This window comes from Arthrobacter sp. GW822-FHT05G07 (assembly GCF_058799755.1).
The window spans coordinates 452,176-471,717 of sequence record NZ_JBXALT010000001.1 but is presented as its reverse complement, the minus strand read 5'-3'; the positions used below and the strand labels follow the sequence as shown (position 1 = coordinate 471,717).

19 protein-coding genes are annotated in these 19,542 nt (G+C 63.0%); 7 read left to right on the top strand and 12 right to left on the bottom strand.

Annotated features, from left to right (window positions below; all coding sequences use genetic code 11):
* The first annotated feature begins 1 nt into the window (after nucleotide 1).
* The 5 genes from AC1RJY_RS02095 to AC1RJY_RS02075 all read left to right on the top strand — a co-directional run bounded on the left by AC1RJY_RS02095 (nucleotide 2) and on the right by AC1RJY_RS02075 (nucleotide 6,571).
* Complete coding sequence (locus tag AC1RJY_RS02095; protein ID WP_498601141.1) at nucleotides 2–1,939, top strand: DUF5107 domain-containing protein; 1,938 nt, start codon at nucleotides 2–4, stop codon at nucleotides 1,937–1,939.
* A gap of 90 nt (nucleotides 1,940–2,029) precedes the next feature.
* Entirely contained in the window at nucleotides 2,030–2,632 is a 603-nt protein-coding gene (locus tag AC1RJY_RS02090) for a DUF1349 domain-containing protein (protein ID WP_498601252.1), read from the top strand.
* Between the two features lie 74 nt (nucleotides 2,633–2,706).
* Nucleotides 2,707–4,941, top strand: a complete 2,235-nt coding sequence (locus tag AC1RJY_RS02085) for an McrB family protein (RefSeq protein WP_498601139.1) — start codon at nucleotides 2,707–2,709, stop codon at nucleotides 4,939–4,941.
* A 136-nt stretch (nucleotides 4,942–5,077) separates the two neighbouring features.
* Entirely contained in the window at nucleotides 5,078–6,286 is a 1,209-nt protein-coding gene (locus AC1RJY_RS02080) for a 5-methylcytosine restriction system specificity protein McrC (protein WP_210064471.1), read from the top strand.
* A 33-nt stretch (nucleotides 6,287–6,319) separates the two neighbouring features.
* Entirely contained in the window at nucleotides 6,320–6,571 is a 252-nt protein-coding gene (locus tag AC1RJY_RS02075; RefSeq protein ID WP_011773806.1) for a PLD nuclease N-terminal domain-containing protein, read from the top strand.
* Between the two features lie 3 nt (nucleotides 6,572–6,574).
* On the opposite strand, the gene AC1RJY_RS02070 is transcribed toward AC1RJY_RS02075, so the two are convergent.
* The gene (locus AC1RJY_RS02070) at nucleotides 6,575–8,245 is read right to left on the bottom strand and encodes a sensor histidine kinase (RefSeq protein ID WP_498601137.1); all 1,671 of its coding nucleotides are present in this window, start codon (nucleotides 8,243–8,245) and stop codon (nucleotides 6,575–6,577) included.
* A 99-nt stretch (nucleotides 8,246–8,344) separates the two neighbouring features.
* Between AC1RJY_RS02070 and AC1RJY_RS02065 the strand changes: the two genes are divergently transcribed.
* The gene (locus AC1RJY_RS02065) at nucleotides 8,345–9,088 is read left to right on the top strand and encodes a response regulator transcription factor (RefSeq protein ID WP_210064470.1); all 744 of its coding nucleotides are present in this window, start codon (nucleotides 8,345–8,347) and stop codon (nucleotides 9,086–9,088) included.
* Here AC1RJY_RS02065 and fdxA read toward each other — a convergent pair.
* The 10 genes from fdxA to AC1RJY_RS02015 form a co-directional block, all read right to left on the bottom strand.
* Nucleotides 9,085–9,405, bottom strand: coding sequence for a ferredoxin (fdxA, locus tag AC1RJY_RS02060; RefSeq protein ID WP_011773809.1), 321 nt, complete (start codon nucleotides 9,403–9,405; stop codon nucleotides 9,085–9,087). The genes AC1RJY_RS02065 and fdxA overlap by 4 nt on opposite strands.
* A 6-nt stretch (nucleotides 9,406–9,411) precedes the next feature.
* Nucleotides 9,412–10,887: an aldehyde dehydrogenase family protein gene (locus AC1RJY_RS02055; RefSeq protein WP_498601135.1), complete on the bottom strand. Its 1,476-nt coding sequence runs from the start codon at nucleotides 10,885–10,887 to the stop codon at nucleotides 9,412–9,414.
* 26 nt (nucleotides 10,888–10,913) lie between these two features.
* A complete protein-coding gene (locus tag AC1RJY_RS02050) occupies nucleotides 10,914–11,726 on the bottom strand; it encodes an SDR family oxidoreductase (RefSeq protein WP_498601133.1) in 813 nt (270 codons plus the stop codon).
* Nucleotides 11,726–12,670, bottom strand: a complete 945-nt coding sequence (locus AC1RJY_RS02045; protein ID WP_014920964.1) for a dihydrodipicolinate synthase family protein — start codon at nucleotides 12,668–12,670, stop codon at nucleotides 11,726–11,728. Before AC1RJY_RS02045 ends, AC1RJY_RS02050 begins: the two co-directional genes overlap by 1 nt.
* A gap of 47 nt (nucleotides 12,671–12,717) precedes the next feature.
* Nucleotides 12,718–13,524, bottom strand: coding sequence for an enoyl-CoA hydratase-related protein (locus tag AC1RJY_RS02040; protein WP_011773813.1), 807 nt, complete (start codon nucleotides 13,522–13,524; stop codon nucleotides 12,718–12,720).
* Complete coding sequence (locus AC1RJY_RS02035; RefSeq protein ID WP_014920965.1) at nucleotides 13,521–14,780, bottom strand: CaiB/BaiF CoA transferase family protein; 1,260 nt, start codon at nucleotides 14,778–14,780, stop codon at nucleotides 13,521–13,523. The genes AC1RJY_RS02040 and AC1RJY_RS02035 overlap by 4 nt, the downstream gene beginning before the upstream one ends.
* Nucleotides 14,777–16,159, bottom strand: coding sequence for an FAD-dependent oxidoreductase (locus AC1RJY_RS02030; RefSeq protein ID WP_498601130.1), 1,383 nt, complete (start codon nucleotides 16,157–16,159; stop codon nucleotides 14,777–14,779). The genes AC1RJY_RS02035 and AC1RJY_RS02030 overlap by 4 nt, the downstream gene beginning before the upstream one ends.
* Before the next feature lie 9 nt (nucleotides 16,160–16,168).
* Nucleotides 16,169–17,500 carry an MFS transporter gene (locus AC1RJY_RS02025; RefSeq protein WP_210064466.1) on the bottom strand — a complete coding sequence of 444 codons (1,332 nt, stop codon included), beginning with the start codon at nucleotides 17,498–17,500 and terminating at the stop codon, nucleotides 16,169–16,171.
* Between the two features lie 164 nt (nucleotides 17,501–17,664).
* Nucleotides 17,665–18,264 (bottom strand): helix-turn-helix domain-containing protein, encoded by a 600-nt coding sequence (locus AC1RJY_RS02020; protein ID WP_014920968.1) that lies wholly within the window; start codon nucleotides 18,262–18,264, stop codon nucleotides 17,665–17,667.
* Nucleotides 18,265–18,354: 90 nt separating this feature from the next.
* Nucleotides 18,355–18,735 carry a hypothetical protein gene (locus AC1RJY_RS02015; protein ID WP_014920969.1) on the bottom strand — a complete coding sequence of 127 codons (381 nt, stop codon included), beginning with the start codon at nucleotides 18,733–18,735 and terminating at the stop codon, nucleotides 18,355–18,357.
* A gap of 190 nt (nucleotides 18,736–18,925) precedes the next feature.
* Here AC1RJY_RS02015 and AC1RJY_RS02010 point away from each other — a divergent pair, with 190 nt between their 5' ends.
* A complete protein-coding gene (locus tag AC1RJY_RS02010) occupies nucleotides 18,926–19,099 on the top strand; it encodes a hypothetical protein (protein ID WP_187329926.1) in 174 nt (57 codons plus the stop codon).
* Here AC1RJY_RS02010 and AC1RJY_RS02005 read toward each other — a convergent pair.
* Nucleotides 19,096–19,536 carry a very short patch repair endonuclease gene (locus AC1RJY_RS02005; RefSeq protein ID WP_014920970.1) on the bottom strand — a complete coding sequence of 147 codons (441 nt, stop codon included), beginning with the start codon at nucleotides 19,534–19,536 and terminating at the stop codon, nucleotides 19,096–19,098. The genes AC1RJY_RS02010 and AC1RJY_RS02005 overlap by 4 nt on opposite strands.
* Between the last annotated feature and the right edge of the window lie 6 nt (nucleotides 19,537–19,542).

Genomic DNA, 19,542 nt, shown 5'->3' with positions numbered 1-19,542 from the left:
CGTGACTGACACAGCAACATCCACTCTCACCGTCACCACCATCTCCCTGACCATGGCCGAGCTCGGCCCCCTGAACCCCTTGCCTGTAGTGGCGGCCGAACTGGACCAGCCCTACACCGTGGGAGAGGGCGTTCCTGAAGATCTCCAAGCGTCGGCCCGTTACGGGGTGGTGCCCAACGTGTACCCGTACCTCATGCAGGACGGATACAGCCGCGACGCGGCACCCAAGGAACTGCCCGCCGTCGTACTTGAAAACTCCAAGCTCAAGGTGACCATCATCCCGTCGCTGGGCGGCCGTATCTGGGAACTGTTCCACAAAGCCACCGGCAAGCAGCTCCTCCACACCCACGACGCTCCGCAGCTGGCCAACATTGCGCTGCGCAAGGCATGGTTCGCGGGCGGACTTGAGTGGAATATCGGCACCCGCGGACACTCGCCCACCAGTTGCGATCCACTGCACACCGCAATCGTTCACACCCCGGACGGCAAGCACATCCTGCGCGTGTGGGAGTACGAGCGTCTGCGGGAAGTGGTGTTCCAGGTGGACCTGTGGTTGCCGGCGGACTCGGACGTCCTGTTCGCCGCGGTCAGGCTGCGGAACCCGAATGAGCACGATGTCCCCATGTATTGGTGGAGCAACGCAGCCATCCCGGAAACCGATCGCACACGGGTCATCGCGCCGGCAGACGAGGCTTTCGGCAGTGACTACGCCACGGACATTACCCGCTTGCGACCTACCGACCACGAAGGGTATGACGGCACGTGGCTGGTCAACAGTCCGCATGCGGCTGACTTTTTCTTCGACATCGACCCTTCCGAACGGCGTTGGGTTGCGGCAGTGGACGACGACGGCGACGGGCTGGCGATGCTGTCCACGGGCCTCCTGCGGGGAAAGAAACTCTTCGTGTGGGGCCAAGGGCAGGGCGGAAAGCGGTGGCAGGAGTGGCTGAGCCCCGGAGCCGGACCGTACGCCGAGATCCAGGCCGGCCTCGCGCAGACGCAGTTCGAACACTTGGTGATGCCCGCCGGCGCCGAGTGGGCTTGGGTGGAAGCGTACGGGAACGGGCATCTTGATCCGAAGACCTCGCACGGTTCCGACTGGGATGCCGCGGTGGCGCACGCCGGCGAGCGTTTGGAACAACTCCTGCCGCATGAGGAACTTGAGGCCATGCTTCCCGCCGCCATCAACGATGCCGATGTCCCGCCGTCGAAAATGCTGCTGCACGGCAGCGGTTGGGGCGTAGTGGAGCGTGCCCGACGATTGAAAACCGGTAAAGGCTGGGTGGATGAAAGCGGTACACCTTTCGTGGATGAGAGCGTCACGGCCGAGCAGGAACCGTGGCTTGGGCTGCTGCACGGAACAACGTTCGACGGCGCGCCCAGCTTCGTCGCCGGGGCGGACTGGGAGGAGCTGCTGGCGGGGCAGGACAGTCCTGAAGCGACATTCCACCTGGCCACCGTGATGCATGCACGGCAGGACTTGGCCGGGGCTAAAGCGTTGTATCGGGAGGTGGTGGCGGCCGGCGACGTGCGGCCACTTACCAAAGCGCTCGCGCATAGGGGACTGGGCTTGGCGCTCCTCGCCGAGGGGCAGGATGCCGATGGGCTGGTCGAACTCCGGAACGGCGTAGAAACCGACCCCTCCACCACGGCCTTCCTGACAGAGGCCGTCACACTCAGTATCCGGCACGGGGACCCGGCCAAGGCGCTGGAACTGACGGAGTCGGCACCCAAGGAGGGCGCCGCCGTCGGACGTTTGACGTTCCTCAGGGCGCTGGCTCTGGCGCGAACAGGGAAGGCGACCGAGGCAGCCGCGATCCTGCGTGAAGGGGTGGAGATTCCGGACCTCCGCGAAGGCGAAGACGCGATCGCGGCGTTGTGGGAAGAGGTTTGTCCAGGCGAGCCAGTGCCGGCGGCGTACCAGTTCGGGATGCATTAGAGGTCTCCCGGTGTGGCCTCCCGCACATCCGCGCACATCTCTGAAAGCGTGTTCTTGACCATTTTTGTCCAGGACACTGAGGAGCACCGATTGATTCCCGAGATAGCAGGACTGCCGGCATTGGAGTGGACATCGTCCGCCGGTCACGCGAGCTATGACGAGGCCGAGGCGACGCTGACGCTCGCCGCGGCATCGGGCGTCGACTGGACCAATGACTCCCTCGGAGGAGAACCGCAGCACGGCGCCACTGCGCTCGGCTTCAGGGCGCCGGCTGCGTTCTCGCTCTCGGCGCGGGTTTTGGTGGCCTCGCCGCGGACAACGTTCGACGCCGGTGTGCTGACTCTGTGGGCGGACAGCGATCACTGGGCCAAGCTTTGCTTCGAATATTCTCCGCAAGGTGAAGCGATGGTGGTCAGCGTGGTGACCAACGGTTATTCAGACGACTCCAACGGGCCTGTGGTGACAGCGCCGTGGGTCTACCTGCGCGTCAGCAGGGTGGGGCCGGCGTGGGCGTTCCACTCGTCAACGGATGGCAGGGACTGGTCCTTTGTCCGCCTGTTCAGGCTGGATACGGAGAAACCGGTTCACGTCGGCTTCATGTCGCAGGCACCCATGGGGGATGGCTGCGAGGCACGTTTCGACGCCATCGAATTGAAGGAAGAACCTCCGGCGGATCTACGGGACGGGAGCTAGCACTGCACTTACACGGCGGTTTGCGGGCCTGTGGATATCCAGATGCTTGGATAAGCCAAACAAGGTAAGTTGGCATGGTGATTCCCTCCGTAAAAACTGCCATTGACCGTGCCCCCGGAGTCTCCAAGGAGATCGAGGACGCGGCCTGGTATGTGCTGGGTCCGGCGCTTCACGGGAGACCTTCGGCGCTGGACGGCAGGACGCTGACGTGGACCGCAGATGCGGCGGGCGAGCTTCTGGAGAGGCTCGAACGCGGGGTTGAGGACTCCAAGGCGCCCATGATGACCAACCTGCGGCAGAACCTCGATGGCGCTTCCCGGGAAGCCAAACTGCTGGCCGTGGAACTGCTGTTCCTGCAATCACTGCCGCTCGCGCATGAGGTCAAGTCGTTGCGGGTCAAGCGCGCCCGCGTCGCCGAGGCGGCATCCTGGGTTGAGCCGCCCATCGAGCTGCCGGAAGAGCTATACGAGGGCATGACGGACCACGGCGTTATCCGTGACCGAACCGCCGAGTTCAACTGGACCATTTGGGACCACTTGAAGTGGCTGTGCCGCTTCGTTGCCCACGTGGACAGCCAAAGCACGGCCACCATCAACGAAGCACTCGCAGATCCGTTGAAGTTCCACGAACTGGCGGCAGCGACGCCCGAGGACCAGCCTGCCCTGCGCCGCAGCATCGAGTACTTGGTGTGGCCGAGCTACTTCGAGCCCGTGGTGGCAGATGTTGAACGCCAGGAAATCCGGGACGCCTTTGCTTCTCTCGTGGGCGGTGCCAAAGGTGATACGGATGAGGACATCACCGCTGACATCCACCGCATCCGCCTGCACCTGGACGAGCAAGCCGGGCAGCGCATCGACTGGTACGCCCGCCAACTGGTGAGCCAGTGGCGCAAAGTGGGAGATCCAGGCCGCCGATCCTGGCTCCTGCGCACGCATCACGACAATGCTGACCTCCTGGCCGCCTGGGTCGCCGAAGAAAAGGCCACCTTGGATGTCGAACACCTGCGAGCCCTCACCGCAGGGGTCACGGCAGGCGTAGTTCAACATGCCGTGGACGAGGATTACAAACATCTGGGCTACGTGGAACGGGAAGACACCAAGACGGCTGTCTTCGCGTTCCTGACGGTCATGAAGCCGGGCGATCTCACGCTGTACCAGCACGCCGGCCGGGTCCGGGTTGGTGTGGTCCTTGGCGAACCTGAACACCACGAGGACAACAGACGCATCCGCCGCAAAGTCCGGTGGTTCGATGACAGCTACGCCATCCCCGAGCTTCCCCGTCACGCCCAGCGTCAGCTATCCACGCCGGGCATCATCGTGGACGTCACCAGGGTGATTCAGGCCCTGCAGGAACTGCTCCCCGTGGAGGCCGAAACCGATGGCGAGGATGAAGCGCCGCCCACCACCGTCGTCGAGGTTATCCAGCAAGGGTTCCGGCCCCTGACGGAAGAGTTCGCGGCGTCCCTGCACATGGATCTCGAACCGCTCAAGGAGATCGCGGAACTGCTCGAGGAAAACCGCCAACTGGTCCTGTACGGTCCGCCGGGTACAGGCAAGACGTACCTGGCCAAGCACCTTGCCGCCGAGCTGGCCGGTGACCACACCGATGAACGTGTGAAGCTGGTGCAATTCCACCCTTCGTATGCCTACGAGGATTTCTTCGAGGGCTACCGGCCGGACAAAACAGACGACGGCCAAGTCTCTTTCAAGCTCGTCGCCGGACCGCTGCGGCGCTTGGCGGAGGAAGCTGCCAAGCCCGAGAATGCGCACAAACCGTACTTCCTGATCATCGATGAAATGAACCGTGCCAACCTGGCCAAGGTTTTCGGTGAGCTGTACTTCTTGTTGGAGTACCGGGATGACCGCATCTACCTGCAGTACAGCCCCAACGAGCCCTTCAGCCTGCCGGACAACCTCTACATCATCGGCACCATGAACACTGCGGACCGCTCCATCGCCATGATGGATGCCGCCATCCGACGTCGTTTCGCCTTCATAGAGCTTCACCCCAAGGAAGAGCCGATCCGCGGTACGCTGCGCCGCTTCCTGGAAGCCCGGGGGTTGGACACCCTGAACGCGGACCTGCTGGATGCGCTCAACGACGCGATCGACGACTGGGATCGGGACCTGATGATCGGGCCGTCCTACTTCATGAAGAATGCTGCCCGGAATCCCACAGGACTGCGTCGCATCTGGAAGTACGAGCTCATGCCGTTGCTGGAGGAGCACTACCACGGGCAGTTGAACCGGGCGCAGTTGGAGGAACGCTTCGGCCTGGATCAGCTGCTGAGACGTCTTGCAGCCCGCTAAAGCCATCCCGCCCAGGCCCGGCCGAGCGCCTGCCAGTGCGGGGGGAACGTCTTCGGATGCGGGGCGGGCTACAGCCACAGCCGGGCGACCTACAGCCACGGCCGGGCGGGCTGGCTCCGGGCCCCGGCACATCGTCATGGACGAACTCTCCCGCGGGGTGGTGGACAAACTCGATCCCCAATCGGCGGCGTTCATCAATACCAGCGGCCTGGCCAAGGCCTCGCCCATGGGCATGGGCCTCTACCGGATTGAACCTGTGGGCAAGGTGGGCTCAGTCCGCACCGCCACGGTGCAGCTCGAAGTGCGTCCCAAGGATCGGCTGGGCCTGAGCCGGCTCCTCTTCCTGCTCAGTTACGCCGGGGAACAGGGCTTCCGCGACCATTCAGTGGAAGCCGTGGAACACCCGGATCTGTGGAGTGCCCTGGCGGAATCGCTGGCCCAGTTGGCTGACAGAGCGTTGAGCCGTGGCGTCCTGCAGGGCTACCTGACAGTGGAAGAATCGCTGCGCACCGTCAAGGGGCGTATCCGGATCTCGGACCAGATCTCCCGCCGTCCGGGAATGATGGTGCCCCTGGAGGTCTCCTACGACGAATTCACAGAGGACATTGCTGAGAACCGTATCCTCCGTGCTGCGTTGGAGCGGATGGGTAAGGTTCCGGGGGTTCGGCCGGATGTCCTGAGCCGCTTGCGGCAGCTTAAGGGAAAGCTCGACGCCGTCACCCGGCTTCAGTCCGGTGCGCCCCTGCCGCCGTGGCGGGCCAGCCGGATGAACCTGAGGTATCACGCGGTGCTGCGGTTGGCCGAGGTGATTCTCCGCAATGCTTCCGCCGAAGCCGGCGAGGGTAAACAGCAAACTGCGTCCTTCGTGGTGGACATGGGCCAGGTGTTCGAGGAATTTGTGGGGACCGCGCTGAGGGCGGCCATGAGTGCCCACCCGGGGGAAATGCGCCTCCAGTATGGGGCCCTCCTCAACGAAGCCGTTCGGGACTCCGATCGCTTGACTGTCCGCCCTGACGCGGTCCACTTCCTGGGTGGCCGCCCCGTGGTGGTCTATGACTCCAAATACCAGGCCGCTTCCGACGCCGGTGCCTCCTTGAGCGCCGACCACTACCAGTTGCTGGCATACTGCACGGCCCTCAGGGTTCCCACAGCCTGGCTCATCTACGCAGGAGCGGGGGAAGTAAAGCTGCGCCGTATCCTCAACACGGACATCGACATTGTGGAGTATCCCTTGGATCTGTCCTTGCCGCCGTCGGAGATCCTGGCTGCGGTGGCTGACTTGGCCGAACAATCATGGGGCGAAGTTGTACGCCAAGCTGTGGCGGGCCGGTCGGCGTCGGACTAGCCTGATAAGTAAATCTTCACGGATGGAGGCATCATGGCCCGCAAGAAATCGTGGCGCGATATGACCAAAGGCCAACGGATCATGCTGTTGGTCAGCGGAGCGGTGAACATGGCCCTGTTGGGCGCTGCGCAGCGAAGCATCGGCAAGACCCCGGACCAGCAAATCAGGGGCAAAAAGGCCATCTGGCGCGCAGTCTCCTTCATCAACTTCTTCGGGCCGGTCAGCTACTTCCTGTTCGGCCGCCGTCGCGATGCAGAGATGGGTCCAGCGGCAGCCAAGCACTGACGCTCAGGCTGGTATCTTCACGGTGAAAGTGGTGCCCTGGCCAGGCTCGCTGGCCACCATGATGGTGCCGCCGTGGGCTTCAACTATAGCTTTGCTGATGGGCAGCCCCAGGCCCACACCGGGAATGGTGCTGTTGCGGACACCGCCGGCGCGGAAGAACTTGGTGAAGGCCTCCGCCTGTTCCTCCTCATTCATGCCCATCCCGGTGTCCGTGACCCGGCAGAACACAAAGTCCTGGTCCTCCCACGCCGCTACTTCCACGTCCCCGCCGTCGGGGGAGTACTTGATGGCGTTGGACACCAGGTTGTCCAGTACCTGCGCAATGCGGGACGAGTCAACGTGGGCTTCCAAGGCCTCCGGAATGTCCATGGACAATCGGATGCCGGCCTTCGCTGCGCGGGGTTCGGCAGAGTTGACGCTGCCCCTTACCAGCTCGGCCACGTCCACGGCATGGGGCTGAATGACGATCTGGCCCGAGCGCACAACCAGGAGGTCCGAGACCAGCGTGAGCAGCCGCTCAGCGTTGCGCCTGACGATATCCAGTTGCTTGCGGGCTCGGGCATCGAGAGCGTCCGGATCGTCCAGGATGAGTTCCACGTAGCCAAGGATGGACGTCAAGGGGGTACGGAATTCGTGGGAGACGTTGGCAACAAAGTCGTCCTTGGCGGCAAGCGCGTTCACCAGATCCGTCACGTCGCTGAACACCACCACTGATCCGGCAAACTTCCCGGCGTCGTCCACCATGGGACGTGCGCTCGCAGTGAAGGCACGTTGATCGGCTCCGGAGCCCAGCCACACGAGTTGGTCGGTGAACCGTTCGCCCAGCACAGCACGTCGCACCGGTCGACGGTCCACCGCCAGTGGCGTGGTCCTGTCCGATTCGAAGATCAGCAACTGGGATTCGTTGGGATCGTCGTTGTCCGGGGGAGTTGCCAAGGCGTGTGTTTGGCGTTGGCGGCGGTTCATGAGGATATCGTGCCCGTCGCCATCAACAGCCACTACGCCCAACGGCAGGGTCTCCATGACGGTGTTGAGGAGCCGTTCCTGTTTGGTGCTGACGTCCAACGCTTCCTTCAGGGCCTCGTCCTTTAGCTCCAAAGCGCGTTGCTGGCGCACCATGCTCAGGGTCAGAACGCTGACAGAAACACCGATCCCCAGGATCAGTATGGGGAACAGGAGCGGTTTGGTGAAGTCCTGTTCACTGAGGGTGCCCCTCACGAACAGGGGAACCCAGACAATCCCCAACGGTCCAAGGAAGGACAGGACAATGGCGAGCTTCGGATACAACCCGGAAGCGCACAGCCAGATGACCGGCAGCACCACCAGGACACTGAGGCCGGTGATGGACTCCACCGCACCTTCCCGTCCGAAACCGATGGAGACCATGTCCAGGATGGGGATGGTGAGGAAGCTGGCGAAGGGGAGCCGGTGCCACGGCACCATGATGCACAGTGCCAGGAGGAGTGCCTGGCTCAGCAGGAAAATGAGGAACAGCGGATTTTCGAGGGTGGCCGGAAAATACAGCCAAACCAGGACGGCTGAAATGCAGACACACACAGACAACGGCAGTTGGCTGAGGACAACGCGCATACGCAGGGTATGTTCGTGGAAAGAGCGCCTAAAAACCAACAATTTCTTCTTTTCACCAATATCCCAAGTCGAAGGGTGGGTCATGGCACATCCACCAAAGATGCGGAAGAAAGTCGGTTCATGAGATCAGCCTAACCAAAATGGATATACTTCTGAGGTTATCGAAGGGGCTGAGGGGCAGCGATGAGTGAAGCACGTGTGGGGCTGGTCATTGAAGATGACCAGGATATCCGCGAATTGGTACGCGTAGTTCTATCCCAGGCGGGATTTGATGTGCATACTGCGTCCACGGGATCCGCAGGTGTGACATCGGCCCGTGAGCTGAATCCCGATGTTATTACCTTGGATCTTGGCCTTCCCGATATTGATGGTTTTGAGGTAGCGCGCCAGATTCGTAAATCCTCCGACGCCTACATCATCATGCTCACGGCGCGCGCTGAAGAACTGGACACCCTGATGGGTCTGGAAGCCGGCGGCGACGACTACCTCACCAAGCCCTTCCGCCCCCGGGAACTGCGCGCACGTGTTGAAGCGATGATGCGACGGCCCCGCGCGTCATCGGAAACAAAGAGCGCTCCGGAAGAAGTGGTGGACCCGGAGATGAGCCATAACGGCTTGGCCGTTTCTGCCGGTTCCCGCACCGCGGTCCTGAACGGTACCGAGTTGAAGCTGACGCGCACCGAGTTCGACCTCCTGCTCGCATTGCTGGAGACGGGACGGATTGTTCGGACCAAGGCAGACCTCGCGCGTCGCCTCCGCAACGAACCGTACGACGTCGGAAGTTACGTCAGCGATGCTGACGAGCGTGCCGTTGAGGTGCACATGGGGAACCTGCGCAAGAAACTAGGCGACAGCATCCAGGCGCCACGGTGGCTTGAGACGGTCCGCGGCGTCGGCTACCGGCTGGCTCCTTCAAACAGTAACTAACCAACACGCAGAGGTTCGGCGGCGATGACGGGATGGTCGCGGCCCACCGGACCCATGGCGCCGGCACCTTGGGGAGACCCTAGTTCCTCGAAGAACTCCACGCTGGCCATGACGTAGTCGGCCCATTCATCAGGGACGTCGTCCGCGTAGTAGATCGCCTCAACAGGGCACACGGGGTCGCAGGCACCGCAGTCCACGCATTCGGAAGGGTGGATGTAGAGCGAACGATCGCCCTCGTAGATGCAATCAACGGGACATTCCTGGATGCAAGCCCTGTCCTTCACATCTACGCAGGGCTGGGCGATCACGTAGCTCATGGCGCCTTAGATGCCGGTGTAGACGGTTTTGCCCCATGTGTAGAAGTCCAGGGCGGACCTGCCTTGCTCACGGAAGGTGTTGGTGGAGGAATCCTTCACGCCTCCGAAGGGAACGTTCAGGTCAAGGCCTGCGGTGGGACGGTTGACCTTCACCACGCCGGCCTGTACCCGGGCGCTGAAGTCCGTAGCGAGTGCCAGCGAATCCGTGCAGATACCGGCCGTCAGGCCGTAGCGGGAATTGTTGATCGCGGCCAAGCCCGCTTCATAGTCCGCCACTTCCAGCACGGCTACTACCGGACCAAAGATCTCCTCCGTCACCGCTGCGTCGTCCATGGGCAGGTCCGTCAGAACCGCGGCCGGGAAGAACAGGGGTCCGTTCGTGTCGCCGTCGTAACGTCCGTGCAGGAGCGTCGCTCCGCGCTCGACTGCGGCACGTACCGCTGCTTGGTCCTGTTCGAATTGCTGCTTGCTCACCACAGCGCCCATGCGTGCCCCGCCGTCGAGTCCGTCCCCGGTGGTGTACGCGGCAGCCTCTTCCACGAGTGCCTGGAGGAACGCGGTACGGATTCCCGGTGTCACGTATACCCGGGAGGTTGCGGTGCAGGCTTGGCCGGTCAGACCGAAGGCGCCGGCTGCCACTACCTCGGCCGCTTTGCGGGCATCGGCGTCATCGAGAACCAGGACGCCGTTCTTGCCACCCATTTCCAGTTGGACGCGTGCCCGGCGGGCATTCAGGATCTCCTGCAGCCCGAGGCCCACATTGGTGGAGCCCGTGAAGGATATACCGGCGATGCGCGGATCCCGGGCCAAGGCGTCGCCCACTATCCGGCCCTTGCCGTGCACCACGTTGAACACCCCTGCCGGCAGGCCGGCGTCCTGCAGGGCCCGGGCAAGGTGCGTCGCGGACAACGGGGTGAGTTCGGCGGGTTTGATGACAACGGTGTTGCCGCTGATCAGTGCCGGCGCGGTCTTCCACGCCGGAATGGCGATGGGGAAGTTCCACGGGGTAATGAGGCCTATAACGCCCAACGCTTCGCGGCGGGTGGTGATGGTGGTGTCCGGCAGGCCGCTTGGGAGGACTTCCCCGGTGGCAGCCCAGCCGAGCGAGCCGAAAAAGCGCAGAACGTCCGAGGCACGCTTGACCTCTCCCTTGGCCTCGGCCAGGGTCTTGCCTTCTTCTCGGACCAGGTCCTCGGCGATGGCGGTTTGGCGTTCAATGAGCAAGTTGCCAGCCGTGATGAGGATGGTGCCGCGCGAAGGTGCGGGCAAGGCAGCCCACCCGGGCTGGGCTGCTGCGGCTGCCGTGATGGCTGCGTCAACGTCTTGGGTTGAGCCGCTGGGGGAAAGCGCAGCGGGCTCATCCGGACGTGCCGGGTTCATCCTTTGCGTGTCGGCCTCGCCGAGCCACTGACCATTGATCAGGTGCTGGGCGGTGATGGTGGCTTTTTGTCCGAGGGTGGTTTCCAAAGCTGTGGACGTCATGGTTTTTCCTTGTGAAGTAGTGGGGGCTAAAGGCTGCGGATCAGTCCGCCATCGCACCTGAGTGCGATGCCGGTGATGTACGACGCCGGCGCGCTGCACAGGAAGGCGGCAGCGGCACCAAACTCGGCGGGTTCTCCATAGCGGCGGGCGGGGATGGTCTTGCGGGATTCCAGCTGAATCTCATGCAGCGTAGTGCCGCGCCGTTTTGCTGCGGCTTGATCGAGCTGGGTGACACGGTCGGTGGCGATCCTGCCGGGGAGGAGCAGGTTCACGGTGACTTCGTCCAAGGCGACTTCCGCGGCGAGGGTCTTGAGGTACCCGGCCAACGCGGCGCGCCCCGTGTTGGATACGGCAAGGTTGGGCAGCGGGGCCACAACGCCGCTGGATCCAATGGCCAGGATGCGGCCCCAACGCCGTTGCCGCATCCCCGGGAGGACGTGGGAGACCAGTGCGTGATGGGGCTTAAGAAGAAGATCGAAAGCCGCGGCGATGTCCTCTGAGCCCAGGGTCGCCGCGGCGCCTGGCTTGGGGCCGGGACCGTTGAGAACCAGGATGTCGATTGGCCCCAAGTCGGCAACCGTCTGCTGCGCTGCGGACTCGATGCCTTCGGGCGTGGTGAGGTCCGCTTCGATGGCCACGGCGTCAAAGCCGGTGGCACCCAGTGAACCGATTCCGTAAGCTGCTTGCAGCTCTGAGACGATGTCCTTGGCCCTGTCCCTGCGTCTGCCAACGATGGCCACTCGGACACCTTCGGCGGCCAACGCACGGGCCACGGCCAGGCCCAGCCCGCCCGTGGATGCAGCAACCATGGCGGTCTTTCCGGCGATTCCCAGATCCATCAGAAGCTCCCTGCCGTGGTTTTCGCGGCATCTAGTGCCCGGGCAGCTTCGCGAAGGTGCGTGCCCATGCCGGGCCGCAGGCTTCCCGGGAACCCTGCGGCCGGTGCCCGGACACCGGAGTCCTTGATGAGCCCGCGTTCCCGAAGGCACTCTTTCCGGATGGCCAAGGCCACTTTTGCCTGCTGCTCAAAATTGATCAGGGGCAGGAACGGCAAAAGCTCACGGTGGGCAGCTTCGTAGCCTTCCTCTTGCCACGCCCGGATACAGGAAATCAGGGCCTCGGGGTAGGAGAAACCCGTCATCGCCCCTGCGGCACCGGCCAGCAGTTCGTCCAAGAGTCCCTGCCCGCCGAGTCCACCGAAAACGGAGACGTCCACGGCGGCACTTAATTCCGCTATGGCGACGCTGGTGGGGGGTGCCTCGGCCTTGACGGCGACGACATAGTCGCAGGCGTTGACCACGGAGATCAGCGCCGGAGTGTTGATGGTGACGCCACTGGCCAGTGGATAGTCCTGCAAGACGACCCTGGCGCCGGTGGCGCGATGAATGGCGTCCAAGTGTGCAATCAGCGTCTCGGATGCGGCCGAACTGGCCTGCACCATGACGGCAGCCAAGCGTGCCCCGGCGGCTTCCTGGGCGGCGATTACCTCTTGGATCGCCGGGCGGGTTGCCAGCGCGGTGATGCCCACCACCAGTGGCAGTGAGGTGCTTTCGACGACTGTTTCCAAGACGTCGCGCCGTTCGTCTGCTGTCAGGGCGGCGGCCTCGCCAAAGACGCCAAGGACCGTCAGCCCGGTGGTGCCAATGGATTCGTAGTGCTCAACGAGTTCGGCCAGGCTGTCCAGGTCCACGTCCAGCGTGCTGCCCTGGAATGGTGTGGCGACGACGCCCCAGACGCCGGCAGGCAGGGATTCTCGGTTTTTGGGCGCAGAAGATTGCGTCATGGTTGCTTCCTTTCAGTGCGAACCGGGTAAGTACGGGGACGGGATGCCTAGCTGCCAGGCCATACTGGAGGCCTTTTCTCCTGAAAGGCCCTGACGCCCTCGGCGGAGTCCTCGCTGTCCAGCGCGGCCATGAGGGCGGGAAGCCGTAGGCCCCGGGCCTCCTTGGCGGTCAGATGCGTGGTCTGCGTGACCATCTGTTTCACGGCCCGTACGGAGGTGGGTGCACAGGCGAGGATCTGGTCCACCCAGCGTTGCACCGCGGCGTCGAGTTCTTCAGCAGGCACAACCTCGTTGACGAGCCCCATGGATTGCATTTCCGTTGCACCTGCCTTGCGGCCGGTCAGCAGCATGCCCATGGCCTGCGTGTACGGGATCCGCCGCACCAACTGGTGGATGCCGCCGTCGAGGGCCAGTCGCCCAACCCGGGGCTCGGTCAGGCCGAACTGTGCGGTATCGGCAGCCACTACGATGTCCGCGCCCAGCACCATCTCCATACCGCCGCCCAGGGCATAGCCGTTCACCCGGGCAATCACCGGAATGTCCAGGCTGGTGCGCAGGCTAAGTCCACCAAAACCGTGGGGGTCCAGGCTGGCCCAGTACTCCAATCCGGTCTTGTCCACGGCTGAGGCGGACATGTCCGCGCCCACCGAGAAGGCCCGGGATCCGGCGCCCGTGATCACCACCGCACGCACTGTTGGATCTTTCTCCAGCTGTTCCCAGATCCCGTTGAGCCGGGCCTGTGCGGTGGCGTCGACTGCGTTGAGCACGTGCTGGCGGTCGATCACCACCGTTGCCACGTTGTTCTTGATGGTGAGCGTGACGGTGTCAACCCGCTCGTCAACTGAAGTTGTCACCGCAGGACTCCCAACTGCTGCAGGCGTTCAATGGTTTCTGCATCGAAGCCGTTCTCCACCAGGACTTCCACGTTGTGCTCGCCCAATCGGGGAGCGGTGCGGCGGACGGTGGGCGGAGTGGCGGAGAGCCGGATGGGTGCGTTCAGCATCCGGACTGTCCCCACGGTGGGGTGTTCGGCTTCAACAATCATGCCGTTGGCTTCGGTTTGCGCGTCCGCCAGGGCTTGCTCCAGGGTGTGCACGGGCGCGTTCAGCAGTCCCTGTTCTTCCAGCTTCGCCGTCCAGTATTCGGTGGTGTTGGTGGCGAAGTGCTCACGGAAGATGGCCTGCAGGGCGGGTTTGTTCTTGAACTGCTGCTCCAGGGTTGCAAAGCCCGGCCGTTCCGTGAGGTCTTCATCGAGGTCCAGAGCCTCAGAGATGCGGGCCAGCGGGTCAGGCGTGAAGCCGCCCACCATGCACACGGCACCGTCGGTAGTCTCAAAGACACCGCTCAGTGGCATGGCGCCCCAGTTGACCTCGTAGCCGCGGTTGAGCTGCATGCACGCCTCCTGCATTTGGAGGTGCAGCATGGAGTCGTACATGGTCACCTCCACTTTCTGGCCCGTGCCCGAGGTTTCACGGGTTCGCAAAGCCAGGAGGATGCCCTGCATGAGGTGCATGCCGGTGATGTAGTCGCACAGGGTGGTGGGGTAGATGGCAGGTTTCATGTCCTCGGACTCGCGCCGCCACATCACACCGGAGTAGGCCTGCGCGATCGCATCCTGGCCGCCCTTGTGAGAGTAGGGCCCTTCAGGGCCGAACCCGGTGCCGGAAGCCCAGATAATGCCCGGGTTGTTGGCCTTCAGCTCCTCGTAGCCGAAGCCCATGCGCTCCATGACGCCGGAGCGGAAGTTGCTGACCACCACATCGGCGTCAGCCATGAGCCGGCGTAGCACCTGGCGCCCTTCGTCGGTGCGGGTGTCCACGGAGACGCTGCGCTTGTTCCGGTTGATGGACAGGAAGATCGGATTGTCCTGGCCGTCCTGGTCCGGGAATGAGTTGCGCGAAATGTCACCGGCGCCGGGGCGTTCCACCTTGATGATGTCCGCGCCATAATCTCCCAGCAGCTGAGTGCAGGAGGGCCCCATGAACACCTGGGTGAAGTCAATGATCTTGATGCCCTCCAGAGGCAGCGGCGCCGGAGCCGAGGCGGCGCGTGCCGCCGTCGTGATTGGTGCTTTTTGCAGATTCACGGGGTCCAGGGTTACGGAGCTCATGCCGGCACCGCTGCCGTTGCGTCCACCGTGGCGTTCGACGACGGCACGTCGCCCGGGTCTGCGCCGTGGCGGCGCATGCCCTGCTGGATGTCTAGTGCGGAGACGTCCCGGACCAGGAGGTTGTTCTCCACTGCGAGTGCAGCTGCGACCCCGACGGCCTGGCCCATGGCCATGCAGGGCGGGATCTCGCGGGACATCTTCTGGGCCTCCGGTGTTGCGGAGTAGTGGCGGCCGGCCACCAGGAGCTGGTCCACTTCCTTGGGCAGGAGCGAGCGGTACGGGTAGTAGTAGTCGCGGCCGCGGGCCACGGTGTCGGCAAAATGGCGGCGCTGGGTCACGTCGTCCTTGGTCATGACGTACTCGCCCTGCAGGAGCCGGGTCTGGCGGACACCCATCTGGGAGGCGACGTCCAGCATGTAGCAGTTCTCGAAACCAGGGAGGTTGGCGCGGACGTAGTCCACGGCCTCGGAGATCCGGTCCCGGGCTGCGAATTCGGCGGCAGTCATGTCTGCCGGGTCAACGCCGTCAAAACCGGACATGTGCGGGGCGTTGCACCAGACCACGCCGTCGATGGGGGTCTTGAGCCACCACAGCTCCCAGGCGCCGCCGAGGAGTCGCTTGATCTTGCGGTTGATGGCGCGGGCTTCCTTGGGGTTGGCCTGCTCGAAGGCTTCTGCGGCCTTGGTGTCCACGTTGCCCAGGCGGAAGACCAGCGTGGTCAGGTAGTTGTCCTTGGCGTAGCTGGCGCCGGCACGGGAAGCGACGTCGATGTCACCGGTGGTGTCGATGACGACGTCGGCCATAAAGGCTTGCGGGCCAAGTTTCGTTTCGACGATGACGCCCTTGATCACGCCGTTGTCCACGATGGGTCGGGAGAACCAGGAATGCAGCCGGAGGTCCACGCCGGCCTCGCGGACGAGGTCGTTGGACACCCGCTTCCAGCCATCGGGATCGAACGCAGCGGCGTAGCAGATGGGCTTGGGGTTGGTGTGCGAGTGGAAGTCGAAGGTGCCATAGCGGCCCCACTTGTTCCAGAGTTCCTCGGAGGTCTTGCGGTCATCGGCGGGCGGGACGATTGCCAGGCCCAGTTTCTGCAGACGTTCCACGTACTCGGAGACGATGCCGGTGACGGTGATTTCCTGACCGTTGATCATGTCGTCGAGCACCAGGACCATGCCACCTGAGGCCAGGCCACCCAAGGACGAGTAGCGCTCCAGGAGCGTGACCTTGGCGCCGGAGCGCGCAGCGGTGACGGCAGCGGCGACGCCTGCGGGGCCGCCACCAACCACCAGGACATCGGAACGGGAGATGACCGGGGCAGTGAGGTCCGCCGTCGTAATGCTGAGTTCAATGGACGAGCTGAGTTCAATGGTGTTCATGAGGAGTCCTTACTTGCCGACGAAGATGCCGTTGGAGCGGCGGGCGGCGAGGTAGAAAACGATGCTGAGGATGGAGAGGACGGCCACGTAGACCGGGAAGACCCAGGTGATGTTCAGGGATTGGAACCAGACCAACAGGTAGGAAGCCGTGCCGCCGAAGAGAGCCACACCGATCCCGTAGCCCAAGGCCACACCTGTTCCGCGGATGTTCTTGGGCATCAGGGATGAACTGACCACGTTGTAGAGGGTCATGTTCAGGACGAGGACAATGGAGCCGCCCAAGAGCACTGCTGCGAAGCCGCCAATCCCAGGCTGGACGTACATCAGCATGAGGAACACGGAAGGGATGGCAAGGATGCGCGTGATCAGGAACCACTTGGACATTGCCCTGCCGTCGGCCAGTTTGCCGATAACCCAGCTGCCGATCACCAGGACCACCCCAAGGATGGTGGTGAGGGCGAAGACGGCAGTGGGGTCTTCCTTGAACCCGCTGCGTGCTGCGCTGGGCAGGCCCACGTTCCAGGCGTAGTTGTAGGCCTGTGCTGCGCCCACCACAAAGATGATGGCCAGGACGGAGAGCCAGTGCTTGCGCACACCCTTCCACACTGCACGGGGAGTGTTGGTGGCCATTTCCTCCTGCTTGAGGGTCTCAGGGAGGGAGCGGCGCAGGTAGAGCACCACGAAGCCGAACAGGGCGCCGATGATGAAGGGTACGCGCCAGCCCCATTCGGACATTGCGGCCCCGCCAAGGACCAAGCTGCACAGGAAGCTGATGAGCGAGGCAAGCAGGATGCCGATGTTGACGTAGAAGGACATGATGCCGGCCACGTAGCCTTCGCGGCCCTCCGGAGCGAGCTCCACGGCGTGTGAGGTGGAGAGCGGAGCTTCGATGCCGGTGGAGATGCCCTGCAAAATGCGGCACACAACGAGGATGATGCCGGCCGCGGGGCCTATGGTGGCGTAGCTCGGGGTAACGGCAATGATGAGGGTAGTGCCGGCCATGAGCATGATGGAGAGCAGCATGACGCGCCGCCGGCCGATGCGGTCCGCCAAGGTTCCCAGCAGGATGCCGCCTAGGGGCCGGAAGGCAAAACCGACGGCGAACACGGCCAACGCGTTCAATGTTGCGGACAGCGGATCGGTGTTGGGGAAGAAATTCGGTCCGATGAAGGCGGACAGGAGGCCGAAGACCATCCAGTCGTACCATTCCAGGGCGTTTCCGAGGCCCAAGCCAAGGAGTCCTTTGCGCACCTCGGGGGTGAATTTCCCGTTCTTTTGGGGGGATGAAGTGGTGGTGCCTGTTGGCGGTACTACGTTGTCCGCCGTTTGCGTGTCGAGCATGGAAGTGTCCTTACGCTGACGCCCCGAAGGGCGTGGGAGGGTATGACGCATCAACGCCTGTTGGAGGAGGCGCGTGATGCGAATGTGGCAAGGAGTGTCAGCGGCCACGATGTCGTGTCCGGACAGTTAAGGGAAAACGCCGGCGCCGTTTGGGGGCGCCAGGGTTACCACGCGTGTGGTGCGTTGACCCAGATGGCTACGCATACCTCTTCGTAGCTGTTCTTGTACCAGTGGGGGATCTCTGAGGAGTAGGTGATGGAGTCGCCCTCTTCAAGGCTGTAGCAGACGCCGTTCAAGTAGACGTCCTTACGGCCGGAGATGATGTAGCAAAACTCTTCACCGCTGTGGGTAAAAGGGGTGTCGCTGGTGTCATGCCCTGGGGGCGTGCTGATCCACTGCGCTTCAATGCTGCCATCGCGATTGGGGGTCAACAGTTCGTGAACTGCCTCTCCCACAGACTCGCGGGTGACGTTCTTGAGGTTGCGGCGATCGGACCTGCGGACCACGGGGGACTTTGATTCATCCTGGCCTATGAAGAATCTCCCTACGGGGATGTCCAAGCCGTGGGCAAGCTGGGCCAACGTAGTGAAGGAAGGGTTGGCCATGCCGCGTTCGATCTGGCTGACGATCGCCTGGCTTAGGCCGGTAACGTCCGAGAGCTGGGCGAGGGTCATGCCCTTTGCCTTGCGCATGGTGCGCACCTTGTTTCCGACAGTCACCAGCAGTTCGCTGGTGGCTGGTGGAGCAGGAGTCTCGGTGGTCATTGCCGCATCCTTCGTTGGTGAGCTAACTCACACAACTATAGTGAAGATTTTTAGCGAGTCAATGGTTTCTCTTCAATAAGGTGAAGAAATTTACAGAATCCGTGTTTCCAGCTCGTCTATGGTGCCGAAGACGAAGCGGTCGATTTCATGGACCTGCGCGGAGAGCTCATGCAAATGCTCCGCGCCGGGCAGGAGCCGGATGCTGATCTCCAGCTCCTCTGCCAGCCGGTTCATGCAGATGGCACCCACCATGTGGCTGGACGTTTTCAGGCTGAGCACCGCGTCCATGGCGTCTTCGATGTCCAGTTTTTCCAGTGCCCGATGCAGACGCGAAACCCGCCACGGCAGCAAGGCTATGTAGTTCCTGACGAACGCTCCGATGATGGCTTGGTCGCCGCCCAGCTCTGCTTGGAGTTCGGTGAGGACGGTGCGATCCACCAGGGCGTCGGTGCACTCGTCGTACTCAGACACCAAACCCCTCCCGCCTCCAAACAATCGATTCACGATTCAACAGTAGGACCCGTGGAACTTCCGCAGCGCCACAAATCCAAAGATTGATCTAATCTTGAGCGGACTCAGAGCCACTCTTGATCTCCGCCCAACAAAGTTATGAAAAGCAGATCTGGGCGTTTCCAGGCTGAATCAGGGAACGGGAAACAACATGGAAAGTGGTGCTCGCCCGTCACCGGGCCTGATGCTCATCATCGTGGTCTGCATGACCGTCCTGCTGGGCATTGGAGGGTCGGCCGCTTTCGCATTGTGGCAGCAGAGTTCCCAGGCGTCTGTCACGGATCAATCCGTGAACTCCGCCCCGAGCACCACGGGCGCCCCTTAGCCCACCGCTGATTCCAGAAATGCTGTGAGCCGATCTTCGAGCATGGACCTGTCCTTCAGCTGGCACTCCCACACCGTCAATACCTGCCAGCCGGTAGCTTCCAACTGTTCCCGCTGCAGCGCGTCCCTTTCGCGGGTTCGTGTTCGCTTGGCTTCCCAGAACTCGGCATTCGCTGCAGGGGCGTGCTGCCCTGCTTTGCAGTCATGGAAATGCCAGAAGCAACCGTTGACGAAAATAACCTTGCGCCTTCCCGCGAACACCAGGTCCGGGCGGCCCGGTAGTTTGGCCGCTCCGGACTGGCCGTGGAGCCGGTACCGGTAGCCTTTCGCGTGCAGGAGCCTGCGGACCAGCAGCTCAGGTTTGGTGTTCTTCCCACGGATCTTGGACATGTTGCGGCTGCGCTGCTCCCGCGTCAGAAGGTCCCGGCTCTCGCCCATGCATCC